The following is a 25,017-nucleotide window of genomic DNA, read 5'->3' on the forward strand; positions in this document are numbered from 1 at the left end:
CATGTTCGGAGATACGTTTTTGCATACGGCTCAGCTTGTGACGGCCTCGATGTCGTGGGGCGTAATGGTCGCCGTGCTGGTGATCGCGGCCGCGGCAATCGCGCTGTGGGCGCGCACGGTGCTGACGGCACGGCCACGGCGGGCCCAACGGGTTGCGGCGGTCCTTCCGGTCACCTCCACCGGCGAAGCGTTCGACTTCGCGGACAGCATCCTGGCCGCCAGGACGTGCGATGTCCCCCGCTTAGTGGGCGTGCCCCCCGGTGTCGATCACGACATGCTGTGGCGCGAGGTGGCCCAGCGGCCTTTGACGGCGCTGGTCTACGCCGCCTCGCAGCAGCCTCGGCCGTTGGCGTGGCTTGAGGACACGGTGCGCCAACTGGGCGGCGACGATCACGACGGGGGCTGGCGGGCGGCCGTCGAGGCTGTCGCTGCGGTGGATTCCACGTTGTACGAGTGGGTCAAGAGCGCCTCGGCCATGGAGCGGCGCCAGCGCGGCAGTGTCGCGGTCGTGATGCGCGATGCAGTCGCTGAGTATGCGGCGGGGCAGCGATGAAGCTGAACAGGACGTGGCAGGGACGGGTGTCGTCGACGTCGTCGACCACGCGTCGGGTCGCAACCGTCGTGCTGATCGTGCTGGCGGCATTGAGTGGACTGCACACGTTGTGGCAGTTCCTGTTTGGCGAGCCAACCGATGTGGTGGAGCCGGCCCGGGTGGTGGTGAACAAGTCCGCTGTGGTGTCCGCGCTGGCCGAAGACTACGTGACCACGTGGTTGACCGCGACCAGTGCGACGGCGGGTGCGTTGACTCAGTTCGCGTCAGTGAACGTCTCCGATCTGCATCTGCCGTCGACGCCGGCGGTGGTGATCGGAGCCCCGACGGTTGTGGCGGTCACATTCGAGGGGAGCGCGGGCAAAGGCGCTGGCGCTGAGGTGTTTTCGGTGGTCGTCGGTGTCAACGAACGGCCCTATGAGTCGGCGACGCCGACGCGAGCTCTCTACCGGGTGCCGGTGTTGTGGTCGCGGTTCGGTGCGCGTGCAACGGGCCTACCGTTCCAGGTGCAAGGGCCCGGACCTGGCGCTGATCTCAAGCAGGCCTACCCCACCACGCTGGCGCCGGCTGATCCGGCATTTCAGGTGACCTCCGGGTTTCTGTCCGCCTACTTGACCGGGATTGGCGACGTCGCCCGGTATGTGACAACGGATTCCATGCTCACAGGTCTTGGTGCACCTTATTTGGCCCGCAGGGACGAGAATGGCAACCCGCTGCCCATCGTGACGGCGGTAACGGCGACCGCTCCGGTGGCCGCGCAGCCCGCCGACGGCCAAACCGTCCAGGTGCTGGCACAGGTCACCGCGCAAACCTCGCAGTACGCCAACGTGGCGATGAGCTATCCCTTGACGCTGCGGGGCGTCGGTGGGCATTGGTCGGTGGCGGGCATCAACCGCGCACCGGTCTTATCCACTGACGACGAACTGGTCCCGGTCGTGCCCACCACACCTCGGCCATCGAATTAACCACCCCAACAACATCACTAACGAACGGAGCGCACAACCATGATTGCCACCACACTTGCCGCCGGCGACCTGTTGACCGCCGTCCCCTCATTCTTTAACGACTTTCGCTTCCCGGGCGCCATCGCGTTGATCATTTCCGGGATTGGCGGCGCGATCTTCGGTATCCACAAGGGATTCGCGCACGCCGCCGGCAAGCTGATCGGCGCCATCGCGCTGGGCGCGCTGGCGCTGGGAGCGGTCGGGTTGACCGTGTCGTTCCACGAGACCGTCAACAAGCACGGCAACGGCATCATGTCCGGCGGATACGGCGGGTAAAGCGGCGAGGCTGCACAGCAGCACTTGCAGGGGGTCTATGACATGGCAGAACAGCGGGAGCAACTGACGGCGAAGTCGTTCGCCGACGTGCTCAATTTCCCGATTCGCTTGGGCTACCTGGATAATCACACCAGGATTTGGCTCGGTCCGTGGGGTGCCTGGGATGGCGCGGCGGCCATCATCGGCGCCGGCACCACTGGCTGGGCGATGTACCAGTGGTTCGATGCCGGATATGCGCGATGGATCTGCATGTATGGGGTGCTGGTCACCGCAGGGCTCACCTACCTGGCCCGCCAAATCCCCATCAGCAGGCCAACACCGCGCTACCGGCTGCTGTGGCTGTTGAACTGCTTCATCGGCACGCAGTCGCGTGCCGACATCGCGGGCAAGGGTGACCCGTGGAAGTCACCTCCCAAGGCCGTCATCGACAATCTGGTCTTCACCAAAGGCGGTGTCTACGCGGACTTCATTCTGGCTGAACAGGCGAGCGGCATGCAGCCTTTCGACCTAAGAAGGGTCAAGGCAGCAGAACACCGCCCGCTGGTGCGTCAACTTCCTTCCGGGGCCGTGTTCTGGGGAATGTCACCCAAAGTCGACCCGAATCGGTTGCTGCAGCGGATGCTGGCCGGCCGTGAAGACCAACCGCGGTGGCTGCGCGAAGTTCGCCAGTGGGCAGACTACGTCAACGAAAATCCGTTCTATGAGCCGGTGTTCGGCGTGCGTGTTCCCCTCGATGCCGGGCTGCAGGGACGCACCGCGGCCGGTGGTCTGGCCAAGTTGACCTCGACCATCATTGGCCGCGACCAGGATGCCCCCGATAGCCTTGAGGCGCTTCGCGACCTCGCGGCCCAGATCCAAGGGAAAATCCCGGCGCAATTCGTGCCGACACCGGCCACGCCCCAGCAGATTTTGTGGCTCTACGAACGGCACTGGACCCTCGGCGCACGAAACCGGCCCTTTCCGCACGGACGGGGAGGACCTCGGCGCCTGGGTCCTGATGATTTCGCGTCGATGATGCCCGTCGAGTTCGACGAGGGTGACCAGCAGACCCGCAAACAGCATCGCTGGTGGTGGCGGCGCTGGTGGCCGTCGTTCGCCCCGCTGCTGGTGCTGCGAGGCCCGGCCGGTGCGAGCTATCAAACGATGTTGGCGGTCGCCGAGTTACCCAGGGGCGGGCTGAGTTTCCCGGGCGCAGAGATCCTGCAATCGGCCTACGACGTCGACATCGACGCCGACGTTGACTGGTATCAGCACGTCGCAGCGGTGCCCCGGGAGCGGGAGCTGGCCGCGGTGGAACGCGCGCAACGCAATCTCGATGATCAGTCGTTTCAGACATCGGGAGCGCGTGACGCCGATCTCGTGCGACGCTATGCCTGCGGCGAGGAGTACGAGGAAGCGCTGAGCGCAAGCCAGCTCGAACGCGGCGTGCATTCCACAACGGTGCTGGCGGTGGGGGCCTCGACCGGCGCGGCCCTCACCGACGCTGTGCAACAACTCAAAACGCACTTCGCTGAAGAGTTAGGCACCGTGTTGTCGGCACGGTGCGGTGCGCAGTCGGCGCTGTGGCAAATCGGGGAGCCCGGCAGTGAAACCAATGCCCCGCGTAGTCAATTCAAGCAGCCCACCACCACCGAGCAGTGGGCACGCTACGCCCCGCTGGCGTCTTCACCGCTGGGACACGACACCGGTATCTTGTTCGCTGAAAACCTGGCGACGCGCCGGCGGCGGCCGGTGCTGCTGGACTTCGAGGGCTTCAAAGACCGCCGCGGCGCGCCGGGCATGCTGTGGCTGGGTGCCCCGGGAGGCGGAAAGTCTGAGTCGTGCAAAGGTGTAACGGATGCGCTGTTGAAGCGCGGTCACCAAGCCTCGATCATTGATCCCAGCGGGGAGTGGATTCGCGCCCTGGCGCATCACGGTGACCGCGTCTTAGTGATCAGTCCCTACACCAGTCGATGGTCGCTGGATGGCCTGAAAATCTTTCCACGAGAACAGGCCGTCGAGCACACCCTGGATCACCTGCTGCCGATGATGGGAATGGACGCGGTGTCCCCGCCTGCGCGCCAGTTGGGTCGCCTGCTGCGACGCGATGACGGCGTGGCTCACAGTCTCGGCGGCCTGGTGCGCTACTTCAAGAACCTTGATCGAAAGGCGTACGCCGAGTACGAGGAACTCGCAGACAGCTTGATCTATTTCTCCGAAAAAGACTATCTACGGGCGATGTTCGACGAGTCACTACCGGCGCCGCCGATCGGCGAGCGAGACGCAGTGATTTGGCATATGGCGGGCCAAGAGTTGCCGACCACCTCTGAGACTGACGAGCTGCACCTGTACAAGCGGCAGTCTCCGCGTGCCCGTGCGGGTTTGGCGATCTACGGCATGATCGCCTCGCTGACCCGGCTGTCCTACACCGGCGCAAACCGACGCCCTGGGGCGTTCGGCTTTCTGGTCACCGAGGAAGCCCGCGAATATTTCGCCTCGCCGGTTGGCCGCAAAGACGCCGAGCGGATGGGGCTGCAGGGCCGCAAAGAGCGCTACGGGCTGCTGGCTATTTCCCAGTACGTCGAGCATTTTGACGGTATCGGGATCCAGAACTTGCCGATGCGGGTCATCACGCCGTTCAAGCCTACTGAACGCGACTACGCCAAAGCGTCGTTCAAGCGCCTCGGCATCGACCCCGACGAATACCCCGAGGTTCTGCAGACCCAAATTCAGCCCGGCCGTGGATTGGCCTACCTGTTCGACGACTTGGGCCGAGTCGGGCTGGTGAACCTGCTGCAGCGGGTGCAGCCAGAACTCAGGGCCGCGTTCGACACCCGCGACATGGACGCACAGGGGCAGTGGGCGGCATGAGAGAACTTGTTGCCTGCTGGCTTTATACGCGGCCCCGGACACGGCGCTTGTGGTTCATCCTGCAGACGATTTGGGGTGCGTCGCTAACGGCGGTCGCGACTGCGCCGGTGGCCACCGCCGATACGTTGGGTGCGGCGTGGTCATTCACCGGGCTACATGACAGTGACGGCGTGCCGATCGGCCAGCATTTCGTGTCGCTGCCGCCGTTGATGGAGATGGTTGGCGCCAACGGCCCAGAATTCGGGGTCAGCCCGCAGTCGTGGGGGCCGGCGATCATGTCGTCGCTGGATACCTCCATCACCTATGCCCAACTGCATTTCCTATTGGCGTGGGAGACAGCGTTTCTGATCGGTGTGTGCGCGATCGGAATCTGGTTAATCAAGTTCGCGCTCGGCGTGTTGTGGCTGGCATGGCTGGGCGCGATCGCAGAGCCGCTTGTGGCGACCATGAAGGCGATGATCCAGCGGATGCACCTGCTGGAGGGCGGCATCTTGGTGTCCGTCGTTGTCGGGGGAATTGTCTGCTTGACAACAGGTTTCGGCTCGGGCGTCGGCATAATCCTGGGCGGCGTTGTCGCTCTGGTGCTGTTTTGGGTGTTTCTTCGCGACCCCGCTGGCGACCTTGTCAGCGACCACGGCATTTTGGGGATGGGCCGCTCGCTCGGATTTTCCCTGGCGCAAGGTGTTTACCACAATGGGCCGATCACGGGCGGCGGCACGAACGCGCAGTTAGACACGCTGACGTCGTGGATGGTCGACGTTTTGGTTCGAGACCTGGTGGAGCTGGTCAATTTCGGGCAACTGATCGATGACATCCCCGGCTGCAGCTCCGTCTACACTGGTGCACTGCTGCGCGGCACCGATGCGGCGCAGGCCATCAGGGGGTGCGCTCCGCAAGCCTATAACCATGCTCTGCATCTGGATGCCAGCACCGCGGGGCTGTTTTTCATCGGTAACTGCTGTGTGCTGGTCATTCTGTTCGCTCTGGACTACATGGGCGTGGAAGCGTTTCGGGTCGGGTTCAAAGCCTTCTGGAATGTGTTCATCGTGGTGCCGGCCGCCGCAGCGGCCGCATTCCCCGGCCCTGCACGGCAATTCGCGAAGAAAGCAGCCGTCCGGGTGCTGCTACACGGCGCCGAGATGATGGCCGCGACCGTCGGGCTGGGGATCTTGGTGTTGATCCTGGCCGGGGTCACACGCGGCACACTGCCCGGAACGATCGGCATGACGGCGCCGCTGGCCAAAGTTCTGGTAATGATGCTGCTGGCCGTCGTCGGTGCGCTGGCCTTCCGCTTTGCTCTCCTACGCGCCTTCGGCGACCACGGCATCCCGGGCCCGGTGCGGGTACTGCGAGGCGGCTATCGCCTCGCGCGCGGGACGGCCCGCACGGCCTATGACATCGACTCCGGTGCGCGGGCGATTCATAGGGCTGGCAGCCGCCTCAAAGACCTCAAGAAGCGGCGGACCAACCAAGCCCAAGGACAAGGCCAAGGCGAACACGGTGGACCCGGGCTCAAACCCCCGGGCCGCAAGGGACATCCACCGACCACCGGACCCGGACGCACCGGCGGCGGTCCGCACGCAGGCAGCGCACCAGGGCCGACCCCATCACGCCCGGGCGGTGGCGGCCCGGGAAGCGGCGGGCAGCCAAGCAAACCCTCGTCACCCGCGCCCGTCCCCAAGACGCCAGCACCGGCGGCCAGTGGCGCAGGCCGTGCTGCGGCGGCTAGTGGCGCAGGCCGGGCTGCGGCGGCTAGTGGCGCAGGCCGGGCTGCGGCGGCTAGTGGCGCAGGCCGGGCTGCGGCGGCACGCACCGCCGCCGAGGTGGCCGCGCCAGAGGTCGCGCTGCCTGCGGCGGCCGCGGCGTCGCTGGCGCACCACGCCGCCGGCGCGAGGCGCCACCACCGCGACACCTCGAACGGACATGCCCCTGGGCGCTCGGGGTCGGCTGCGGCAACGCCGCCCACACAGCAAGCCCCTCCACAGGGGAACGGCGGCAGCGAGCGGGCACAAAAACCTAGCGATTCGACGCCACCAGCGCCCGGTGAGCAGCCGCCGCGGCGCATCACGCCCAGCCCCTAACGACACACGATCTCGCGATGCCACCGACAGGGAGGACCACCATGACGATGACCGACACCCAGGCGCACCCCGCGCCCTGGGCGCACACCGTCACCGATCTGGCCCCTCAGCCCCGCATGCAGCGCGCAGGCGCGCCACCGCCGCGCGGGGCGGTATCGGTCAGCGCCGGAACCCTATTCGCCAACCCGTTCCACACACCGGCCATGAGTGAGGACCAACGCGTCGGCGCGATGATCAAGTACGCGGTCACCCTCGCCGGCCAACCGGACAAGCTCGCCCAGATCAGCGCGATCGGCGGCCGGGACCTGGCCTGCACGTGCGCGCTGGGCGACCCCGGATGCCATCGAGACGTGCTGCTTGACCTGGCCAACCCTCCGCGAAACCCGTATGCGGCTCAAGGACGCGCCATGGGCCTGACTTTGCGCCGCCCGTGGGCGTCGCTTCTACTCGTTCCAGAAACGCTGAGCGGCAAAACGATTGAGAACAGGACGTGGTCCACCGACTACAGGGGCCCGGTGCTGATCTACGGCGGCACCCGTATCGACAACGCGGGCATCACCGCCGCCGAACGGGTCGGACTGGACGCGCGTTGGCATACCAATCAGCAAGGCTGGCTGGGGGCCGCCGCGCTGGTGGACGTCCACCGCGCACGCGGATGCTGCCGCCCATGGGGCCAGCCACGAGGCCGCGACGACGTCGCTGTCTATCACTGGGTGTTCGCACACCCGCATCGCCTTGCCGACCGCACCTGGGGCCGCGGCTTCGTCGGTATCCGGCCCACGCCTTGGTCGGTACTGGTTCGGCGTAGCCTACTCACCGCGCGATCTGCGCAGACTCGTTGCAGCACAAGGCCGAGCTGGTGACGACGATGTCTGTGTATTACCACGACGACCAGGTGACGCTGCACCACGGTACGGCGCTAGATATCGCCGCCCAGATGGAGACCGGCGCGGCCAACTGCATCGTCACGAGCCCGCCATACTACGCACTACGCGACTACGGCGTTGCGCCGACGGACTGGCCCGAGGCGACCTTTACGCCTATGAGCGGCGTGCCTGAGGTGACCGTTCCTGCGATGCAGTGCTGCCTGGGTCTGGAGCCCAATGTGCTCGCATACGTAGCGCATCTGCGACTGGTGTTCTGCGAGCTGCGCCGGGCGCTGGCCGACGATGGCACGCTGTGGCTCAACCTCGGGGACAGCTATGCCGGATCGTGGGGAAACCAGGGCCACGATCCCAAACACGCTGATCTACACACCCAATACCGTGGTGCGCAGGCCTTACCAAAGTCGAGGCGCACCGGCTCGGTCAAGATCGGTGGACCGCCCGCGAAGAATCTATTCGGTATTCCCTGGCGGGTTGCGTTCGCGCTGCAAGACGATGGCTGGCTGCTTCGCAACGCGATCGTCTGGCACAAGCCCAACGCGATGCCAGAATCAGTGCGCGACAGGCTATCTGGCCGCTACGAGACCGTGTTCTTGTTCGCTAAACGTCCGAAGTATTGGTTCGACCTCGACCCGATCCGGGAGCCGGCAACCACGACCCGCAAAAGCGCGCTGACGTGGGACCGGGACTTCGACGCGATCCCTGGCCGGCGGCCGCAGCACCGCCCCGGTCGGACATGGCACGGTCTGCACGCCCCGCAGCCACACATGGATGCGGGCGGTGAGCGCCACAGCAGCCAACATCTGGGTGGACGCAATCCCGGCGATGTGTGGACGCTGCCCACACAGCCCTACCCGGGCGCGCATTTCGCGGTCTTTCCGCCCGCGTTGGCGCAACGGTGCATCCTGGCCGGTTGCAAACCGGGCGGCACAGTGCTGGACCCGTTCAACGGCAGCGGCACCACGGGACTGGCGGCGCAACGCACCGGCCGCCGCTACATCGGCATCGATCTCAACTGCGACTACCTGGACCTCACGCTGAAAAGCCGCCTCAGACAGGCAGCTCTCGGCTTCGAGGAACCGGCTTGACGCATCGGTTAAGGGAACAGGAGCGATGGCCATGACGATACCGAGCACGTTCGACGTCGCCGGCAGCGTTGTTGACGATGTGCACGCCCCGGCGGCCCAGCAGCTGCTGAGTCGAGCGAAAGCTGCGCGGCTGCGGCCGCTGTGCTTGTGCCAGCCGCCGGGGGTGCAGATGTATATCGCCGCGGCCGGACACGACCTTATTGTCAAACGGATGCCCGGCACGGCGGCCGCGCATGATCATCGGTGTCGCTCCTGGCTGCCGCCGGGCGAGCTGTCCGGTTACGGAGCCGTGGCTGAGCGGTCTATCGTCGACAACCCTGCCGATGGCACAACGGCTCTGCGGCTGGGGTTTTCACTGTCGAAGGCCGGAAATCGGGCTGCGCCTGAACCTTCCGATTCCTCGTCACACAGCGTTGAAGCTGATGGCAACAAGCTGTCGCTGCGTGCTGTGCTGCACTACCTGTGGGATGAGGCGGAACTGACTACTTGGCATCCGGGTTTCGCTGGACATCGCCCGTGGGGGGTCGTCTACCAGCGTCTGCGCGCAGCCGTGGACGGCAAACTTGTCCGCAAGAACCCCCTGTCCATGTCTTTATTTGTGCCCGAACCGTTTTCGGCCGACCGCAAAACCGAAATCGAGCAGCACCGGATTAAGGCATGGGCACCGGCGCGACGTCAGCCGGGAAAGCCCACCAAATTACTGATCGGGGTGGGCGAGATCAAGGCAATCGAGCCGGCCAGTCATGGATTCAAAATGCAAGTCCGCCATCAGCCTGGGCACCCCTGGTTCCTCGATCAAGACCTGCACCGAAGGCTCACCAAGCGGTTCGCCACCGAACTCGAGCTGTGGCAGATGGCCGCCGCCGGCGACGTGCGGCTGGTAGCGATCTGCACCTTCTCGGTGTCGGCGGCCGGATACGCCAACGTCGAACAACTGTCGCTGATGACAACCGACCGAAACTGGCTACCGTTCAGCGGCGACGCCGACCGCACCCTGCTGATGACCGCGATCGACGAGGAACGCTCGTTTCGGAAAGTGTTGTCGTACAACGGCAGCGCCACCGCGCTGGCCTCGCTGGTTTTCACCGACACCACGCCGGCGATAGCCGCTTTCATCGACCGTCCTGCCGGGTGTGAAGCCGATGGCGATGCGTCGCTCGCCGGGCTGCCGGTGTGGAACTGGCGTACCGACGAGGACATGCCGGATCTGCCGTCACCAATGTCCTAAGACACCATCGCGCGGCCAAAAAACCGTCAACAACAAAAGGAGATTCTCAATGACTGCGCTTTTTGACCCCGACGTCGACATCCGCGATCGGGAAGACCGTGAGGCCGAGGACCGCGAGGCGTTGCGGAGAGAGGCCCGGCAACAAGCTCGACGTCGCGCGCGCCAGCGGCGCGACAAGCTTGCCAGCAGGGTTGATGTGCTCGACGAGCTTCGTGTCGGACAGGCCGAACGTTTGGCCAAAGCCCCAACAATCGCCGATGTGGCAGCGTTTTTCGGCATCAGCACAGGTTCGCTGGTGACCATCCTGCGCTGGCACCGCGACGAATTCCTCGAGGACGGCTGGGTGGCGGCGAATCGATCCGGAGATGACTTGTGGACTGATCAGGCCGTCGTGCGGGCGGCGCTGCTGCTCGACGGGGTGAAGTCGGCGGTCGCGGCAGAAATCAGGTATCTGCTCGACGTTGAGGGGCTGCCTGTCGCGTTCAGTAGCCGCGGTTACCGGATCAAGCAGTGCGAGAGTGTGTTTGAGCGGGCGATGGCGGTCGTCGGTGACGTGCACGGCGAATCCTCGCCGGTTGCCGTCTGGCGCGAACTGCAGCACATGCCGCGCTACGAGCTGCAGGCGCTGGCGGTCGCACTAGCGGCGTTGGTGCCCGACGACATCCCCGGGCTAGGGGAGTACCTCCGCGAGCTCGCAGGCGCTAGCGACAGCATCGCAGCAGGTCTCGCGCTGCTCATCCCTCAACGGTCGCCGCTTTTTACGCGCCGCCGCGCCGCGGGCCGCGACCGCCCTTGCGCGCAGCCAGGCGGCGTTGAGGTGTATGCGCAGCGATGACGGCAGCAGACACCAGGCCAACTGACGAAGGGGACCGCGGCGGGCACTCTCACCCGCCGCTCGCCAACCCAGCCGGGCACCGCAGCTAACTCTCGTACCCCATTTTGTACGGATTCGGGAAAGGACATCATCGGCCATGGCAGACAGCATCCGAGTGCACCCCTGGGCAGTGCTGCTCATCCGCGTCGCCGCTGTGATGATGGCCATCTTCGTCGGGGCGGCCAGCTTCAGGCTGAGTTTCACCGCTCTCGCCGACGTGGCCACCCGGGGCCACGTGCCCGAGGGGCAAGCCTGGCTATGGCCATGCACCGTTGATGGAGCCACACTGCTGGCCACATTAGGTGTGGTGGTGTGCATGCACGATCGCCGTGAACGACGCTTCTTTTGGGCCGTCTTGCTGGGCGGCTTACTGGTCAGCATCGTCGGCAATGATCTGCACGCAATCTTGCCGCCCCGACAAGAGCTGCCCTGGACGCTGCGGGCGGTGGTCGGGGCTGTCGCGCCGGTCGCCGTGGTGGTGTCGATCCACGGACTGACGATCCTGTTGCGGGTGCGCCGCATCAAGACCGAGCAGAAAGCCCAAGAGCCGCGGGCGGCGACGAATCCGGGTCCGTCGGCGCCCGCGCCGAACACCGCGCACAGCGCCCTGCAAGGACAACACAGCTCGACGCTTGCCGCGGCCCCTGCGCCGGCCCGCGACCGCATCCCTTCGGGATCGTCGTTGCAATACGACGACCTCACCGACAAGGTTATGCAGCTCATCACACTCAAAGACGTTGATGCCGATCAGGTTTCGTCGGTTCTGAAGATGAGCTACGAGATGAACCTACCGAACCGAGACATCGGGCGCCGCCTGGACATACACCACCACACAGTCGGCAAGATTGTCGACGCGAGCGCGCAAGTCCTGCGCGAAGAACCACTCGCACAGGTCTCATAACACAACAGGCGGCCGGCACCGGCGACCATCGCAACTAGCATGAACGTGGTCTATGGCGAGCCAGACGCGAGCCACAGAGCCGAAAGGGGGTAACCGATGCCCATTCATGTCGACGCCGAGGGGCTGAGCGCTGCAGGGGGCCAGTTGTCGGGGACGGCGCAGGCCCACGCGCCGGCAGCCGCCGAACCTCCGGGTGCAGACATGACGTCGCTATCCGCGGTGAGCCAACTCAACGCCGCATCGACCGCCTTGGCAGCGCTGCTGTCCCATGGCTCAGCGGTACGGGAAGTCGGCGCGTTGGCAGTGTCGAACACGGCCACGTTTCTGACCGCTCAGGATGACCTCAACGCCGCGGGCATCGCCAACGGGGCAGATCCGGGCATGGCCACAGGGCTCATACCACTGCCGGATATTCCCTCACCGGACGTGCCGGCGATTCCGCCAATGCCGGCCGCGCTGGCGCCGCTGCCTGGCGAAGCCCACGCCCAAGCGTTGTACGGGGGGCCAGGATCGTCGAGCTTGCACGTGTTCGCCAACCATTGGCAGCAGGCGGCGTCTGAACTTCGCCAGGGGGCTGACACGACCACACAGGCCGGCCATGCGATCGACGTAAGCTGGCATGACGGTAAGCAGCGCGCCGGGGCAAATACCCGCCTGCACGGTGAATGGTTATCCCAAATGGGTGATCACGCCGAGATGCTGGCCAGCCAGGCGCGCAGCGTGGCCACCAGTTTCGAGACCGCTAAGCACAGCACACCGAGCCCGCAGGAGTTTGCGCAGGCCCGCCAGGAGCTGCAGAGCGCGTTGGAGCGGTTTTCGTCCAGTAGGGGCGCCAATGCCGCTGAGGTACAGCAGAAGTCACAGGAGCTGGCCTACAAGCAGACCCAGGCGACGTCGGCGGCGACCACCTACCACTCTGCGGTCAGCAGCAGCGGTCTGTCGTCGTTGGCCGAGTCGATGAAACTTGCGCCGCCGATCGCTGGCGGGGCGGCGACTGACTCGTCCGACGTCAAGGCCGTCGACTGGAAGCCTGGCGATAAGCTGCACTTCCCGATCATCCGCGGACCCAATGGAATGGGACCCGCGCAGCCGGGATACGGGCCTGGCTGGGTCGAACTTGGCCCCGGCTCAGGCAATTTCGTGCGCGAAGATGAGTTACCCGGTTTGAAGATCCAGGAGCCAGGGGCATTAGGCCCGGCCGCGGTCGCCGACAGCCACGGAAACATGGTTCCCTATATCGAACTGGGCAAAGGCAGCGGCGCGTGGGTGCCGGCGAGCGACCTTCCGCATGCGCAGTTCAAACCCCCCGGAGCACTCGGCCCGTACGGGTACGAGCAATATCTGCCCGGAACCGGCATTTGGCTGCCAAGGACCGATATCGTCCCGGATCCAGCTGACCCAGCACCTCCGAGCGGAGCCACGCTGCCCGCCTGATGCGCAAGGGCAGCCAGCCGCCCGGGTCGAATGCGCTGGTCACACCACTGGGCGCGGAATCCCGAAGCACAGGTCGTCGCGGATCGACAGGTGCGGATCGCTGGATGCAGGCACCCCCGGGTCCTTGGGGCCCAGGATCATCGGCAGTGGCGGGGGCGGCGGCTCGACGGGGACGTTCGGAGGAATCATGCTGACGGGTTCTTGAGCTGGCTGATGGTGCTCGCTCTCAAAGCGTTGCGTGAAGTCCCTCTCCCAGCGGATGCGGTCAATCGCAGTCAGCGCGCGCTGCCGTGCAGCGGCCATCTCCGCCGAGCTGTTGTAACAGTGCGGACCGGGGCGCAATAACTGATCGAGATTATCGTCGGCCGTGGCTGGGCCTTGGTCGGGCCACAATGTCCAGGCCGCGCCGACGATCAGGGCCACTACGGTCGCGATCACTGCGCTACACGCGACCGCCTCCCAGACCACCGAGCGTTTCGCCTTCGCAACTGCCGCCTTGAGATCCTCGAGTTGGGTTGCGAGTTCCTCGATAGTCGGTGGGTCGTGCGGACCCTCGGGATCTTGGGCATCCACGTCGTCGATGTCGTCCATGTCATCGATGATCGCCGATAGGACTGACACTTTCGCCTCAACCAGACAAGGCCAGCACCGGGGGCTCTGTCATCAGCGTGTCGGGCCCCCGCCACCCGGGTGCCCAGAAACAGACATGATGCCTGACGCAACCGGCGCAACGCCGCCGTCGATCAGGCCGGCGTCCCGGGCGGGCGGGTGCGCGCACGTTGATAGGCGGCCCGGTACTGCTCGACGGAGATATCCAGGACCCGCGCCAAAGTGGCTGCGTTGGTGTCAGTGAGGCCCTGGTCGCCTCGTTCGATCCCGCGCAGCGTATTGGTGGCAATGCCGGCCAACGCCGCCAACTGAGGCTGGGTCAGCCCGCGGATCACACGCCAGTCTCCGGGGTAACGCTCCTCAGGCTCAATCGTCACGACGTCGGCGATCGGGGCGTCCAGTAGTGCCATCACCCGCACCAGCAAATCGACCTGCGGAGTCCGTGTCCCTGCCTCCCACGCGTGAACCGTCGAGTGCGCCACGTCGGCCAATCGCGCCACCTCAGACACGGTCAGCCCGCGGCGCAGACGCAAAGCGACGAACTCGGTGGGGTTAAAGCCGCGTAGAACACGCCTGCTCATCGCGCCGCGCGCTGGGCTGCTTGGACCATGAGACGACATTGGCTGAACACTTCCCAAATTGTTAATCCCGCTCGAATTAACGCGTCGTTATAACGTAGAGTATTCGTTAGGGCGATCCTGCGCCGACTCCCGCCCGCCCGGGACATTCCGGGGTATCACCGACCACCGCGGCGCGGAGCTGATCACGCTAGTTGCTTTGGCATGGAAGGGAATTCAAATGTCGTTTGTAAGCGTAGTCCCCGACGAGCTGTCTTCGGCCGCGGCAGATATCGCCACGATCGGCTCGACCATCGGTGACGCGAGGACTGCGGCGGCCGGCCCCACAACAGCGGTGTTGGCGGCCGGCGGCGATGAGGTGTCAACGGCCATCGCGGGACTGTTCAACGACGTCGGTAACGAATTTCAGGCCCTCACCGACCAGGCGGCGGCGTTTCACCACCAGTTTGTCCAAACCCTCACCGGCGGCGGCTCAGCCTACGGCGCTGTCGAAGCCGCGAACGTCTCGCCGTTACAGACCATCGAGAACCTCGTCAACACCGCGCCGGCAGCCGCGCTACAAACAGCCGAAAATCTCATTAACACTCCTGCGCTGCAGCCGATCGAGAACGTCATCAACACCCCCACTGAGATGCTGTTGGGACGGCCTCTGGTCGGCAACGGCGCCAACGGCACGCCCGCTAGGCCCAACGGGCAGCCAGGAGGACTCCTCATTGGCAACGGCGGCAACGGCTACAACGGCGCAGGTGGCAACGGAGGCTCAGCAGGTTTACTCGGCAACGGCGGCAACGCCGGTAGCGGTGCCCCCGGGGCTGCAGCCGCATCGATAATCGGCAACGGCACCAACGGCGGTCCAGGAGGCACGGGCGGCGCCGGCGGCCTGCTGATCGGCGACGGCGGTGCCGGGGGCACCGGAGGGACCGGTGGAGCTGCCGGGTCACTCGCCGGTAGCCCAGGAGGCGGAGGGCCCGGTGGCCTCGGTGGCGCGGCGGGCCTGCTGGGCCTGCCCGGCCCTGGCGGAGGCACTGGACCTTCAGGCAACCCAAGCATCGCCGGCACGATCCAAGGCGACGTGCAAGGCGCCCTCGGCGATATCGGCGGCGTCTTTGTCCGCGGCGTCGGCGGGATCGTTCACGAGTTCGTCGGTGGCGTCCAACACGCGGTCGTCGGCGTCGTTTCAGGCGCCGAACACCAGCTTCTCAACGACTTCGGGCTGGGATTCCTCGATCCCGGGACCGGCGGGATTGGGCTGTTCAACGCCGGCAACAACGACTTCGGGTTCTTCAACTTCGGCAGCAACGACACCGGCATCCTGAACTTCGGGCCCAACCAAAGCGGCGTCTTCAATATCGGCAGCGGCAACGCCGGCGACTTCAATATTGGCTTCCACAACAACGGCACCGCCAACTTCGGATTCAATAACGCCGGCAGCCTCAACCTGGGCGTGGACAACACCGGCAGCTACAACCTGGGCCTGTCCAACATCGGCAGCCTGGAGCTCGGCTGGGCCAACACCGGCAACCTCGGCCTCGGCTGGGCGAACACCGGCGCCAACGACCTCGGCATCAAACTCAACGGAGACGACGAGATCGGCATCAGCCGTCTCAATCTGAATCTCGCCAACCTCTGAGTGACTTCGATCGTAAATCTGAACGTCGTTTGATCGTGAAATTGGGCGTCGACGCCGCGACCGCGGCGGCACACGTCAACGACCTCCCGAGGGGGCCTCGTAGTGGTGTAGCTTTACGCGGCGAATTTTGCGCACCGAACCTATACCACAGCCGCGTGACTATCGCCGTGCCCGCTTCACTGGCACCCGCCGCACCCGACGGCCCTGCCAATTGTCGCGAACGGCAAGGCCCTTGCAGCGACACGGGTAGCGGTTAGCGTCGGCGAGCGATGTATTGGGTATTGCTGAATAAGGCGACCATGATGGTTGGATCGTTCACCGCGCGTCGCAGGAAGCCATAGTGAGCATCGATTTGGTCTGCGGGAGCACCGATTTCGTTCAGATATGCTGGCGCGCACTGGTCGAATCCCAAGGCGTGAACGAGTTTGGCTTCCGCAGAGGCTGCAACCGGCTGGTAGCGGTCGCAGCGCTCAATGGTAAAGCCGGTTCGATCGAGAAATCCTTCGATGCGCTCGGCGACGTCGTAGGCCGCCCCACGCGCTCTACCCAGTGCATACCACCAGGGACGCCACACGTCGCTGTCAGGACTCTCGGGGAGGAAACGCAAACTACCGACGTCGGCGATCTCCCATAGCAGTGCGCCGCCCTCGGTGAGCATGTTGGCCATCGCGAGCAGGGCGCGACGAACATCACTCACGTGCATGAGCAGAAATCTGCTGTAGACCCAGTCGACGCGCACGCCGGCGAGCGGATCGTTCTCAACGGCGGCTTCGACAAAGGTCACGTTGCGACGATGGGCCAGCGCTGCGCGGGCGATTCGCAGTTGATCTGGCGACGCGTCCACGGCGTACACGGTGCCGGTATCGCCGACGCGGGCAGCGATCCTGTCGGTGACCGCGCCATGGCCACACCCCAGGTCCGCGACCGAGTCACCGGCTGCGACGCCGGCTGCTTCGAGAAACGCTGCGGAGTTTGGATCATAAAATCGCCCGAGGAGTTTGAGCCGTCCGGCGTCGGCGTCGCCGACCTGCATGCTGTAGCCACCCTCGGCCGACGTAGCAAAGTCCTCCACAGCCCACCAGCGTAATGCCCTGATGGCGCGCAGCAGTTCGTGCAGACGGGGTGCGTCCTCGCTGTGTGTGTAGGCGTCGAGCCAGTTGGCGAGTTGGGCGACAAGCTCAGGAGCCATGGGCGAAACCTGGTGCGCCATGGCTTGCAACACGGTGTCGATCGCGGTGTAGGAGTCCCCTGAACCGAGCGTGGCATAAAGCTGGGCGCGGGCGCGGTCGCTGAGCGAAGCGCTTATCGCATTAGCCAATTCCCACGCCAGCTCAGCTTCAGCCCAGTTGTCCACTTCCTCATCTTCGTTGGCCTGAGCGGTTTGTGCTGGGCGCTGATTGTGTGGGCACTCCATGAGTTTCGTTATCAGCGGCGGGCTGACGCGTGGCCCGGATCTGCTCGGCAAGGATGTCGGCGTGGCCTGCGTGGCGGGCAACCTCGGCGATCATGCCCAGGTAAATGAATCGCAAGCTCACCGTGCCGACGAGGTGGTGTTCGACGGTGTCGTCTAGATGGCGGGTCACTGCCAGTTCGTTTGACCGTTGACACGCCGCCTCGTATTCGGCGATCACGCCGGCGAGGGTTTCGTCGTCGGCAACGTGGAAACTGCCGTCGCCACCGGTGGCGGGCCCATCGCATGCCTCGATGCTCATGCCTGCCAGCGTTCGTTGAAACCAGATGCGCTCGGCTGTAGCGCAGTGCTTGATCAGTGAGATGGGCGTGGTCAATGAGGGAACCTGTTTCTCGCGGGCTTCGGTGTCGGAGAGGTCTTCGACGGCGCGAACAAGTTCACTGCGGTTCAAATCGAGAGTGTTTTCCAGCAATTGTCGTTCACTGCCGGTGAACGGACGACCAGGATTGAGTGCAGCGGTCATTGTGAACTCCTTTGTTTCCGTGGTGTTTTCACCCGTCCGATTGTTGGGTTTGTAGGTTCCTGCGCCGGGCAGGCACGGGTACTCACCGGTCGATTTGGGTGCAGTGCATCATCGAGTCGACGAGCGCGAACCAGCGAGCAGCGCTGGTGCAATGAAGGTGCGGGTTCTGCGTGGCCGGTCCCGCGGTGCAGACGCATCGCCGTGACTTGCCGTTAGCCCAGTATGCCCGACGCCCGACCTCGGTACCCTAAGAAGCCGTGCAGGCGCTCCGTAGCAACGACACCCGCTGGCTCTTGGCGGGATACGTCGGTGTTGGGGGCTTCTTTGTCCAGGAGGTGCTCCTTCGCCGGCCCGGTCCAGCCTCCAGCCTGGCCGCGTCGCGCGACGATGAGGGCACCACACGGACACTCCTGACATCTTCCGGTCTCGCGTATGGTTTGCCCCTGGCGCTGGGCCGACTCCGTCTGCCGATGATGCCGCCGGCAGCGGCCGCCATCGGGCTGATCATGCAAGCCAGCGGACTGGCGTTGCGGGTGTGGTCCATGCGCACACTTGGCGCCTTCTACACCCGGACCCTGCGCACGGCGCAGAACCAACACGTCGTCGACACCGGCCCGTATCGGATGATTCGTCACCCCGGGTACACCGGTGCCCTGTTGGTGTGGATCGGCTTAGCGCTTGCCTCGCGCAGTGTGCCCGCGACCGTCGTGGTCGCTGCACTGATGGGACGGGCCTATCAACGACGCATAGCCGCCGAAGAACACCTACTACAACGAGCCCTGCCCGAATACGGCGAGTACAGCCGCCGAACCAAGAAACTCATCCCGCTCACCTGGTAAAGACTGCCGTGATGTCGGCGGCGCGTAGAACCAACAGCGTCGACCGGATAACGTGGCCGCTTATAGCTCTTGGCCTGCAGTGTTTTCGCGGTCTTGTCCAGTGTCGGTGATGCGGTCCCAGATTTGGGTGTGTACACGGTGTGCGCTGGTGTGTTGTTGGCGTAGTTGGCGACGGCGTTGCAGGGCGGCGACGATGTCGGTGTCTCGTAGGGCGGGGTCGCAGCGTTCGGCTTGATCGAGGATGGCGTCTCGATCGGGCTGGGCGGCGCGGCGTGCTGGGGTCGCCGAATCGGTTGTCAGGGTTAGCGACCAGGGCAGGTCGTGGTGAAGCAGTTTGAGCATGGGCGCTGAGGGTGCTGGTGGCCATCCGTGGTCGTCACCATCGACGAGGATGAGCCGGGCGCCGCTGTCGGCGGCGTGTTCGGCGAGATCGGCGAGGACTTCGGGTTCGGCGTGGCTGGCGCGGTCGACCACGATGGTGGTTTGGTTGTCGAGTTCGTCGGCCTGCGTGGCGATGCGGCGGTGCAGCGTGTCGATGCTGGGGACGGTGTCGGCGAGGTCGCGACCGGCGATGCGGGCGGCGCGCTCGGGGTCCGGGCTGCACCACAGGATCCGGCGGTCGGCGATGCGGGCGGCAGTGTGCAGGACATGCAGGGCGTCGAGTGCTTCGTCGCCGGCGGCGTGCACAGCGGTTACGGTGAAGCCGCTGCGGGCGACCGCGTCAAGCCTGTGAGCGGTGTGATCTGACAGAGTGGCGGCGGCCTCGGCAGGGATGCGGAATCCGCGTTCGATGCGGTAGTCGCCGCAGGCTGTGAGCATGTCGATTTCGGTGCGCAGCGCATCGAGGTGTTGGTGGATGTGTTCGGCGTTGCGGGTTTCAGCTTGCGCGAACGCTTTGGCGGTCGCTGTTTCGGCGCACTCGAGTGCAGCGGCGAGCCGGGCGCACTCGGCGCGCGCGGCCTTGAGCGCGGCCAGGTCTGCGTCCTCGGCGCGTAGACGGGCCGCCTCCACGTCGTCTGCGGTGACGATGTGCTCGGCGCCCCCGGCCGCCTCAGCGCGGAGGCGCATGGCTTCGGTGAGCTCGGCATGGAATTGTTCGGCCGGAGTGCGCCTGGGCAGTTGCATGAGGGCGAATTTGACGGCGGCGCGGGCGAAGTCGATGTCGATCTCGTCGGCGGCGGGATCAGCGCGTAGCTGGGCCAAGCGGTCGCGTTCGTGTTGTAGGTAGACCTCTGCGGCGTCGTAGTGCTGCTCGGCGTCTGCCCAGCGGGCCATCACGTCTTGGACGGCCAGCATGTATGGGCGGTCGCGGTCAGCGCGTGCGCGCAGCTCGAGAAGCGAGGCGTCGGCGGCGCGCATGGCCGGACCTTGGCCGGCGATGACCAGCGTCTGTTGGCGTTGCAGGTCGCGGCGGGCGGCGTGGTATTGGCCGCGCAGGGCGGTCACGTCGGCGACCACGTCGGCGACGGGTCGGGCCAGGGGGCGCGCGGTGAGCATGTCTTCGAACGCCAGCGGCTCGTCGGCGTCGCCGTAGGTGGCGTGGTCGAGTGGGTCGGGCGGTAGTTCGTCGTAGAGGTCGGGGGTGATGAGGTTGCCGCCGTAACCGAGGCCGAGTTTTTCCAGCAGCGCATCGTCGGAGATGGTGCGTGGGCGTGCATCATTTTCGAGCGGAGCTTGCTGAGGGTCGAGGTGGGCGAGTTCTTCGTGTTCTTCGGCGCTTAACGGTGCTTCGTCAGGGATGGGGATGTCGATGTGGTCGTAGGGGTGTTCACCGGTGAACAGGTCGATGGAGTAGGTGAGCAGTTGGGCGTATTCGTGGGGTTGGATCGGGACGGGGTTGTCGTGGTCGACGTCGCGGAGGTGGTCGTAGGCGACGTGCAGCAGGTCCAGGGGGGTCCAGCGGGTGGGGTCGGCGTTGTCGATCGCGGCGACCAGGCGCGCGAAGGCGGGGTCAGCGGTGATGGTTTCGGCCATCGCGGTGCCGAACACGGTGGCCAGGTCGGACAGCCACGCGGGCCGCAGGTAGGGGGTGTTGGCTTCCAGGACCGCGGGCTGGAGACGGCCGGCGAGGCGCCACCACAGGGCGGCGCCTGGCATTTGGTCGGGCAGTGGGCCGTCGTCGGCGGCGTCGTTGAGTAGTTGGGTGAGGTCGATGTCGGTGCGGGCGACGTTGGCCAGGTGCGTGGCCAGCTGCGGCCAGTAGGGGTCGCGGCGCACCCGCGGGTCAATAGCGTCGACGAGGGTGTCGAATTGTGCGGTGAGCGGTGTGGTGCGCCCGATCGCGGCGGTCACGGCGTCGTGAAGGACGGTTTGGATGCGCCGGTCTCGCACAGCGTATTGGTCGGGCCCGGTGAGCCGGGTGTCGGCGTCGTCGACGTCGTGGGCGGCGCGGAAGACCGCGATTTCAGCGCGCAGCTTGGGGTTGGCCGACAGCAGGGGCCGCGCCCAGGCGGGCGCGGTGGTGGCGTCCCAGTCGGAGGCGGTGTCGCGGATCGAGGCGGCGAGCTCGGTGACCAGGTTGTGCCGGGCGTGCAGGTATGCCGCCTGGTCGGGGTCATCGAGCAGGCCCGTGGGCAGGTCGGGTAGCCAGCGCAGCGGGCCGCTACCGGCCGAGTGGGCGCCGCTGCTGTCGAGGCGCCAGTCCAAGACGGCGGCCGGGTCGTGGGCGGTATCGAGTTCGCGACGGGCGACCGCGTCCTGTAGGCGCGCGATCGGGTCATCGCCGCAGACGGCGATCGTGGCCAGATGCATCCGCAGGGTGGGCCAGGCCGGCATGCGGGTCAGGCCGGTGTAGACCTGGTCGGCGGCGGCGTCAATGGCGGCCATCTTGGCCGGGCCGAGGGTGTTTTCGGCCAGTGCGCCGACCGAATGGGTGTACATGCGGGCGGCCTGGCCGAGGCGGGTGAATGGGTCGGCCGCGACGCGGGCCGCCGTGGTGGCCGAGACCTGGGCGCCGTCGTGGGCGAGCACCTTGGTCAGGACCTCGATGGCGGTGTCGGGGTGGGTGGCGCGGGGGGTCAGGATGTTGTGGGCGTCGGTCTCGGCGGTTTCGATGTAGATGTGGTTCTCATCGGTCGCGCGGCTCATGGCGACGTAGAGCTGTTGGCGGGTGAGCTGCTCGGAACCGATGACGTGGCAGGTGCCGGTGCGGGTGCGTGATCCGATGGTCATGCCTTGTGCGGCGTCGATTGTGGAGGCGTAGCCCAACGTGGTGTAGGCGTTGACGTACCAGGCGGGCAGGGTGACTTTCTGGCCGGTGTCGAGCCGTGAAACCGCCAGCGCCCCATTGGGTTTGACCGCGTCGATGCGCCAGCGCTCTCCGTTGCGGACGTAGTCGCCGCCACGGCCCAGGCGCAGCGTCCGCTTGTTTTTTCGGGTAGCGACGATGTCACCAGCAGATGCTTGCAGGCCGTCGGCGAGGGTCGTTTCGCGTAGCTGCGTGGCAGTGCGCGCGGCGTTGACAGGATCGGCGGCTAGCGCTTCGAGACGGTCAAGGCGAGCACGTTCGTTGAGCTTGGTGACGATGGTGTTGAGCGGTGCCAGCATCGTGGAGTCGTGTCCGGCTGCGATGTCTGCGGCCCAGCGGGTGTAAGCGTCGTCAATGATCGTCTCGCCTGAGCCGACGTGGATGCGGCCGGCGTCGGCGTAGAACGCCAGCCCGGACGGGTCACCTTCGCGCAGCGCCAGGCCCGCTTGGGCTTCAGCACGGGACTTGAACCGCACCACTTCGGTCAGGTTGAGCGCGCCGTAGGTCTGCTCGATGTCGCGCAGGATGCCGCCTGCTGAGATGGACGCCAATTGGCGGTCGTCGGCGATCATCTTGACGCTGGCGCCCCTGGCCTCGGCGGTGGTGATCACCTCATCGAGTTGCAGCGTTCCTGCTTTTCCGGCCTCATCGACGATGATCAGCGTGTTTTCGTCGATCGCGTCGAACCACTTACGGGCAGGATCGTCGGTGGCGTCGGGGCGATGCAGCAGCCAAATGAACTTGTCGATGGTGTCAGTCGAGGTGTTGATGTCGTTGCGCAACACCTGCGCGGCGTTGGCGCTGGGGGACAGGCCCAACACAGTGCCCCCGGATTCCTCCCACGCCCGCGAGAGCACCGACATCGCCGTGGTTTTACCCGTTCCGGCCGGGGCCAACGCCAGCTGAACGCGCGCCCCCGAGGTCGCCATTTCACGGACCATGGTTTCTTGGCCAGCGTTCAATGTGCGTCCGCGCTCGGCTTTTTCGGCCAGCAGCGCCATCTCGACCACGTCGTGTTCCACGCGCCGACCGTCGGTGCGCCCGGCGGCAGCAAGAACACGTTTTTCCGCCGACAAAATCGCTTGACTGGTGAACAGGGCGGTGCCGTGCGTGCTGTAGACGCTGGCGCCATCACGGCGGCGCAGCACGTTCGGTTCGGCGAGGTCGGAGTCGCTGATGCGGGCGTGTGCAACGCTGTTCGGCTCGGCCAGCGCGGCGGCGGTCACGGCCTCAACCAGGCTGTGATCACCGGCCCACCCGGCGGCGCGCACGACCCGCAACGCTTCGGCGTAGACGTGGTTTTGCTGCCAACTCGACCGCGATTCCGACACGGTCTCGATGACGAACGCGGCTTGCTGGGCGATCCAGTCGTCGGTGATCTCAGCGACGTCGCGTCGCCGCGGCATCCGAACCTGGGCGAGCATGCCCGACAGGGCTTGTTGGCTGCCCAGAGTCTCAATGGCTTGGCTGCGCCACTGCTGGCGCTGCTCGGCCAGGGAGCGTGGCTCGTGTTTGGCGGTGCGGGTGTCCAGGGTCGCGCGTTGATGCAGGGCAATGGCTTCAATGGTGGTGGGTTCGCGGCCGTGGTCGACTTGAAACTTCTTGGCCAATTCGGTGTAGCGGGCTTTGATCATGACCCGCCGCGAGGAGAAAGCCTCGTTCAATTCGGTCGGGACACCCACGATTTCGCGGACCGGGCGCTTGCCGCGTTCAGAGGGAGGCTGTTCGGCGAAGTGCAGTCCGACTTGTTCGATCGACAGCGCTTCGATGCGGGAGTTGTAGAACTCGGAGGCCGACACGGTGCCCTTGAACAGAGGACGGCCATCGAGGGCCAGCCAGCGGTAAATGCCGTCGTGCCCGCGGGCCCGGACTTTGGTGGACACCGCGAGATGGGTGTGAAGGTCGGGGTCTCCGGCGCGGCTGTCGCGGTGAGTGAAGGCGGTCGCGATGACTCCCTCGACGTCGACTTGGGCCACGCCTTGGGCGCCCATGCGGGTGAATGCCATGTTGTTTTCGATGTAGTCCAGCGTGTCGGCGACGGCCTGATCGTGAATATCTTCAAGGGTTTTCGCCAGGTCTCGGGGGGCAAGCGCCCATAACACCGAGAAGCTTTTCACCGGGCTGAACGTGAAGTCGTATCCGGCGGTGGAGGTGGTCTGATCGCGCGACTGGGTGGCGATGAAGCCGGTCAATTCGCGGTCATCAAGTGGCGGGCGGTCGTAGGTTTCGGCGAACAGGTCACGGGCAATCGCGGTCCGCATCTGCGCGCGCAGGTTTTCCTCGATCGGGGCGTTCCACGCCAGGCTGTTGGACAGGTTGTGGTCGCGGTAGGCGACGGCCAGGCGGCGCTGCAACTCGGTAGAGGCGTCGTTGATAACGAACGGACGGCCCAGGCTCACAGCTGCTTTCGCAGCGGCCTTGGGAGCTCCCATCGTCTTGATCAGGTGCTCGGCGATGGCACCGGCGTTAGGGTGCAGTCCAAGTCCGAAGAGGGCCTTCATTTGGTCCTCGTTGACTACCGAGCCGGCCTCTATACGCCACATCTGGTCTTCGACGGCCGTGGCCCAGGTTCGCGCCGGTGGATCGGCCAAACCGGGCAGTCCGCGACCCACCCAGCGCCCCGCTGATTCCCCCTTCTCGGAGTAGTAGTCGCTCAACGATTTACGGCCGCGTTCGGTGGCGTCGTGCGCGGCGGTTTGGCGGATCAGGTACAGGTACCCATCACCCGCTGTGAGCTTGTGAATGCCCATCATGATCGCGCCACAGGTCTACGCTAAGGCGGTGTCCTTACACCTTCGGCGAATCTCGTTTCGGGCTACCACCCAAGCGGCCGTTACCGTTTCGTGACCTAAGTGCAAGAGGTGTGTGGTGCGTGAGGGGGGTCGAAACAGGGGGTGCAGGTCAACAGTGGTGTGTGTGGTGAGGAAACGGAGCTGAGAGGGACACGAGAGACGAGGGGGAGAAGTGAGCAGGAGAATGACAGGAAAAGGGGGATCAGCAAACAGGGGTG

At 65.6% G+C, this 25,017-nt stretch carries 18 protein-coding genes; 13 read left to right on the plus strand and 5 right to left on the minus strand.

What is annotated here, in order from left to right; genetic code table 11:
- Window positions 1–37: 37 nt before the first annotated feature.
- The 11 genes from AWC17_RS25295 to AWC17_RS25345 all read left to right on the plus strand — a co-directional run bounded on the left by AWC17_RS25295 (window position 38) and on the right by AWC17_RS25345 (window position 13,170).
- Window positions 38–553 carry a hypothetical protein gene (locus tag AWC17_RS25295; RefSeq protein ID WP_141224781.1) on the plus strand — a complete coding sequence of 172 codons (516 nt, stop codon included), beginning with the start codon at window positions 38–40 and terminating at the stop codon, window positions 551–553.
- Window positions 550–1,515: a conjugal transfer protein gene (locus AWC17_RS25300; RefSeq protein WP_085165297.1), complete on the plus strand. Its 966-nt coding sequence runs from the start codon at window positions 550–552 to the stop codon at window positions 1,513–1,515. Before AWC17_RS25295 ends, AWC17_RS25300 begins: the two co-directional genes overlap by 4 nt.
- A 39-nt stretch (window positions 1,516–1,554) precedes the next feature.
- Complete coding sequence (locus tag AWC17_RS25305; RefSeq protein ID WP_085165299.1) at window positions 1,555–1,830, plus strand: hypothetical protein; 276 nt, start codon at window positions 1,555–1,557, stop codon at window positions 1,828–1,830.
- A gap of 42 nt (window positions 1,831–1,872) precedes the next feature.
- On the plus strand, window positions 1,873–4,680 hold the full coding sequence (locus AWC17_RS25310; protein ID WP_085165301.1) for an ATP-binding protein: 2,808 nt from the start codon (window positions 1,873–1,875) through the stop codon (window positions 4,678–4,680).
- Window positions 4,681–4,787: 107 nt separating this feature from the next.
- Window positions 4,788–6,761 carry a hypothetical protein gene (locus AWC17_RS25315; RefSeq protein ID WP_141224782.1) on the plus strand — a complete coding sequence of 658 codons (1,974 nt, stop codon included), beginning with the start codon at window positions 4,788–4,790 and terminating at the stop codon, window positions 6,759–6,761.
- Between the two features lie 41 nt (window positions 6,762–6,802).
- Entirely contained in the window at window positions 6,803–7,624 is an 822-nt protein-coding gene (locus tag AWC17_RS25320; protein WP_167385642.1) for a DUF4326 domain-containing protein, read from the plus strand.
- A gap of 5 nt (window positions 7,625–7,629) precedes the next feature.
- Complete coding sequence (locus tag AWC17_RS25325) at window positions 7,630–8,733, plus strand: DNA-methyltransferase (protein ID WP_085165412.1); 1,104 nt, start codon at window positions 7,630–7,632, stop codon at window positions 8,731–8,733.
- 31 nt (window positions 8,734–8,764) lie between these two features.
- Window positions 8,765–9,961: a DUF1173 family protein gene (locus tag AWC17_RS25330; protein WP_244193525.1), complete on the plus strand. Its 1,197-nt coding sequence runs from the start codon at window positions 8,765–8,767 to the stop codon at window positions 9,959–9,961.
- Between the two features lie 49 nt (window positions 9,962–10,010).
- Window positions 10,011–10,796, plus strand: a complete 786-nt coding sequence (locus AWC17_RS25335) for a hypothetical protein (RefSeq protein WP_085165309.1) — start codon at window positions 10,011–10,013, stop codon at window positions 10,794–10,796.
- Between the two features lie 136 nt (window positions 10,797–10,932).
- Window positions 10,933–11,736: a DUF2637 domain-containing protein gene (locus tag AWC17_RS25340; RefSeq protein WP_085165312.1), complete on the plus strand. Its 804-nt coding sequence runs from the start codon at window positions 10,933–10,935 to the stop codon at window positions 11,734–11,736.
- 96 nt (window positions 11,737–11,832) lie between these two features.
- The gene (locus AWC17_RS25345; RefSeq protein ID WP_085165314.1) at window positions 11,833–13,170 is read left to right on the plus strand and encodes a PPE domain-containing protein; all 1,338 of its coding nucleotides are present in this window, start codon (window positions 11,833–11,835) and stop codon (window positions 13,168–13,170) included.
- A 39-nt stretch (window positions 13,171–13,209) separates the two neighbouring features.
- On the opposite strand, the gene AWC17_RS25350 is transcribed toward AWC17_RS25345, so the two are convergent.
- Both AWC17_RS25350 and AWC17_RS25355 read right to left on the minus strand, forming a co-directional pair.
- Window positions 13,210–13,791 (minus strand): hypothetical protein, encoded by a 582-nt coding sequence (locus AWC17_RS25350; RefSeq protein WP_141224783.1) that lies wholly within the window; start codon window positions 13,789–13,791, stop codon window positions 13,210–13,212.
- 122 nt (window positions 13,792–13,913) lie between these two features.
- On the minus strand, window positions 13,914–14,360 hold the full coding sequence (locus tag AWC17_RS25355) for a helix-turn-helix transcriptional regulator (protein ID WP_085165317.1): 447 nt from the start codon (window positions 14,358–14,360) through the stop codon (window positions 13,914–13,916).
- Window positions 14,361–14,577: 217 nt separating this feature from the next.
- Between AWC17_RS25355 and AWC17_RS25360 the strand changes: the two genes are divergently transcribed.
- The gene (locus AWC17_RS25360) at window positions 14,578–15,987 is read left to right on the plus strand and encodes a PE domain-containing protein (protein WP_085165319.1); all 1,410 of its coding nucleotides are present in this window, start codon (window positions 14,578–14,580) and stop codon (window positions 15,985–15,987) included.
- A 253-nt stretch (window positions 15,988–16,240) separates the two neighbouring features.
- Here the strand turns inward: AWC17_RS25360 and AWC17_RS25365 are convergent, their stop codons facing one another.
- On the minus strand, window positions 16,241–17,341 hold the full coding sequence (locus tag AWC17_RS25365; protein ID WP_167385643.1) for a class I SAM-dependent methyltransferase: 1,101 nt from the start codon (window positions 17,339–17,341) through the stop codon (window positions 16,241–16,243).
- 4 nt (window positions 17,342–17,345) lie between these two features.
- Window positions 17,346–17,921: a DinB family protein gene (locus AWC17_RS25370; protein WP_085165323.1), complete on the minus strand. Its 576-nt coding sequence runs from the start codon at window positions 17,919–17,921 to the stop codon at window positions 17,346–17,348.
- A 257-nt stretch (window positions 17,922–18,178) separates the two neighbouring features.
- On the opposite strand from AWC17_RS25370, the gene AWC17_RS33145 reads away from it, so the two are divergent.
- A complete protein-coding gene (locus AWC17_RS33145) occupies window positions 18,179–18,760 on the plus strand; it encodes a methyltransferase family protein (protein WP_208618387.1) in 582 nt (193 codons plus the stop codon).
- A gap of 60 nt (window positions 18,761–18,820) precedes the next feature.
- On the opposite strand, the gene mobF is transcribed toward AWC17_RS33145, so the two are convergent.
- Window positions 18,821–24,760 carry a MobF family relaxase gene (gene mobF, locus AWC17_RS25380; RefSeq protein WP_244193526.1) on the minus strand — a complete coding sequence of 1,980 codons (5,940 nt, stop codon included), beginning with the start codon at window positions 24,758–24,760 and terminating at the stop codon, window positions 18,821–18,823.
- Between the last annotated feature and the right edge of the window lie 257 nt (window positions 24,761–25,017).

Origin of the sequence: Mycobacterium nebraskense, from assembly GCF_002102255.1 — a bacterium.
GTDB lineage: Bacteria > Actinomycetota > Actinomycetes > Mycobacteriales > Mycobacteriaceae > Mycobacterium > Mycobacterium nebraskense.

Excerpts from the sequence above, each read along its gene's own strand:
- AWC17_RS25300 (WP_085165297.1), top strand. The coding sequence starts at position 550 with ATGAAGCTGAACAGGACGTGGCAGGGACGGGTGTCGTCGACGTCGTCG.
- AWC17_RS25305 (WP_085165299.1), top strand. The coding sequence starts at position 1,555 with ATGATTGCCACCACACTTGCCGCCGGCGACCTGTTGACCGCCGTCCCC.
- AWC17_RS25310 (WP_085165301.1), top strand. The coding sequence starts at position 1,873 with ATGGCAGAACAGCGGGAGCAACTGACGGCGAAGTCGTTCGCCGACGTG.
- AWC17_RS25320 (WP_167385642.1), top strand. The coding sequence starts at position 6,803 with ATGACGATGACCGACACCCAGGCGCACCCCGCGCCCTGGGCGCACACC.
- AWC17_RS25325 (WP_085165412.1), top strand. The coding sequence starts at position 7,630 with ATGTCTGTGTATTACCACGACGACCAGGTGACGCTGCACCACGGTACG.
- AWC17_RS25330 (WP_244193525.1), top strand. The coding sequence starts at position 8,765 with ATGACGATACCGAGCACGTTCGACGTCGCCGGCAGCGTTGTTGACGAT.
- AWC17_RS25335 (WP_085165309.1), top strand. The coding sequence starts at position 10,011 with ATGACTGCGCTTTTTGACCCCGACGTCGACATCCGCGATCGGGAAGAC.
- AWC17_RS25340 (WP_085165312.1), top strand. The coding sequence starts at position 10,933 with ATGGCAGACAGCATCCGAGTGCACCCCTGGGCAGTGCTGCTCATCCGC.
- AWC17_RS25345 (WP_085165314.1), top strand. The coding sequence starts at position 11,833 with ATGCCCATTCATGTCGACGCCGAGGGGCTGAGCGCTGCAGGGGGCCAG.
- AWC17_RS25355 (WP_085165317.1), bottom strand. The coding sequence starts at position 14,360 with ATGAGCAGGCGTGTTCTACGCGGCTTTAACCCCACCGAGTTCGTCGCT.
- AWC17_RS25360 (WP_085165319.1), top strand. The coding sequence starts at position 14,578 with ATGTCGTTTGTAAGCGTAGTCCCCGACGAGCTGTCTTCGGCCGCGGCA.
- AWC17_RS25370 (WP_085165323.1), bottom strand. The coding sequence starts at position 17,921 with ATGACCGCTGCACTCAATCCTGGTCGTCCGTTCACCGGCAGTGAACGA.
- mobF (WP_244193526.1), bottom strand. The coding sequence starts at position 24,760 with ATGATGGGCATTCACAAGCTCACAGCGGGTGATGGGTACCTGTACCTG.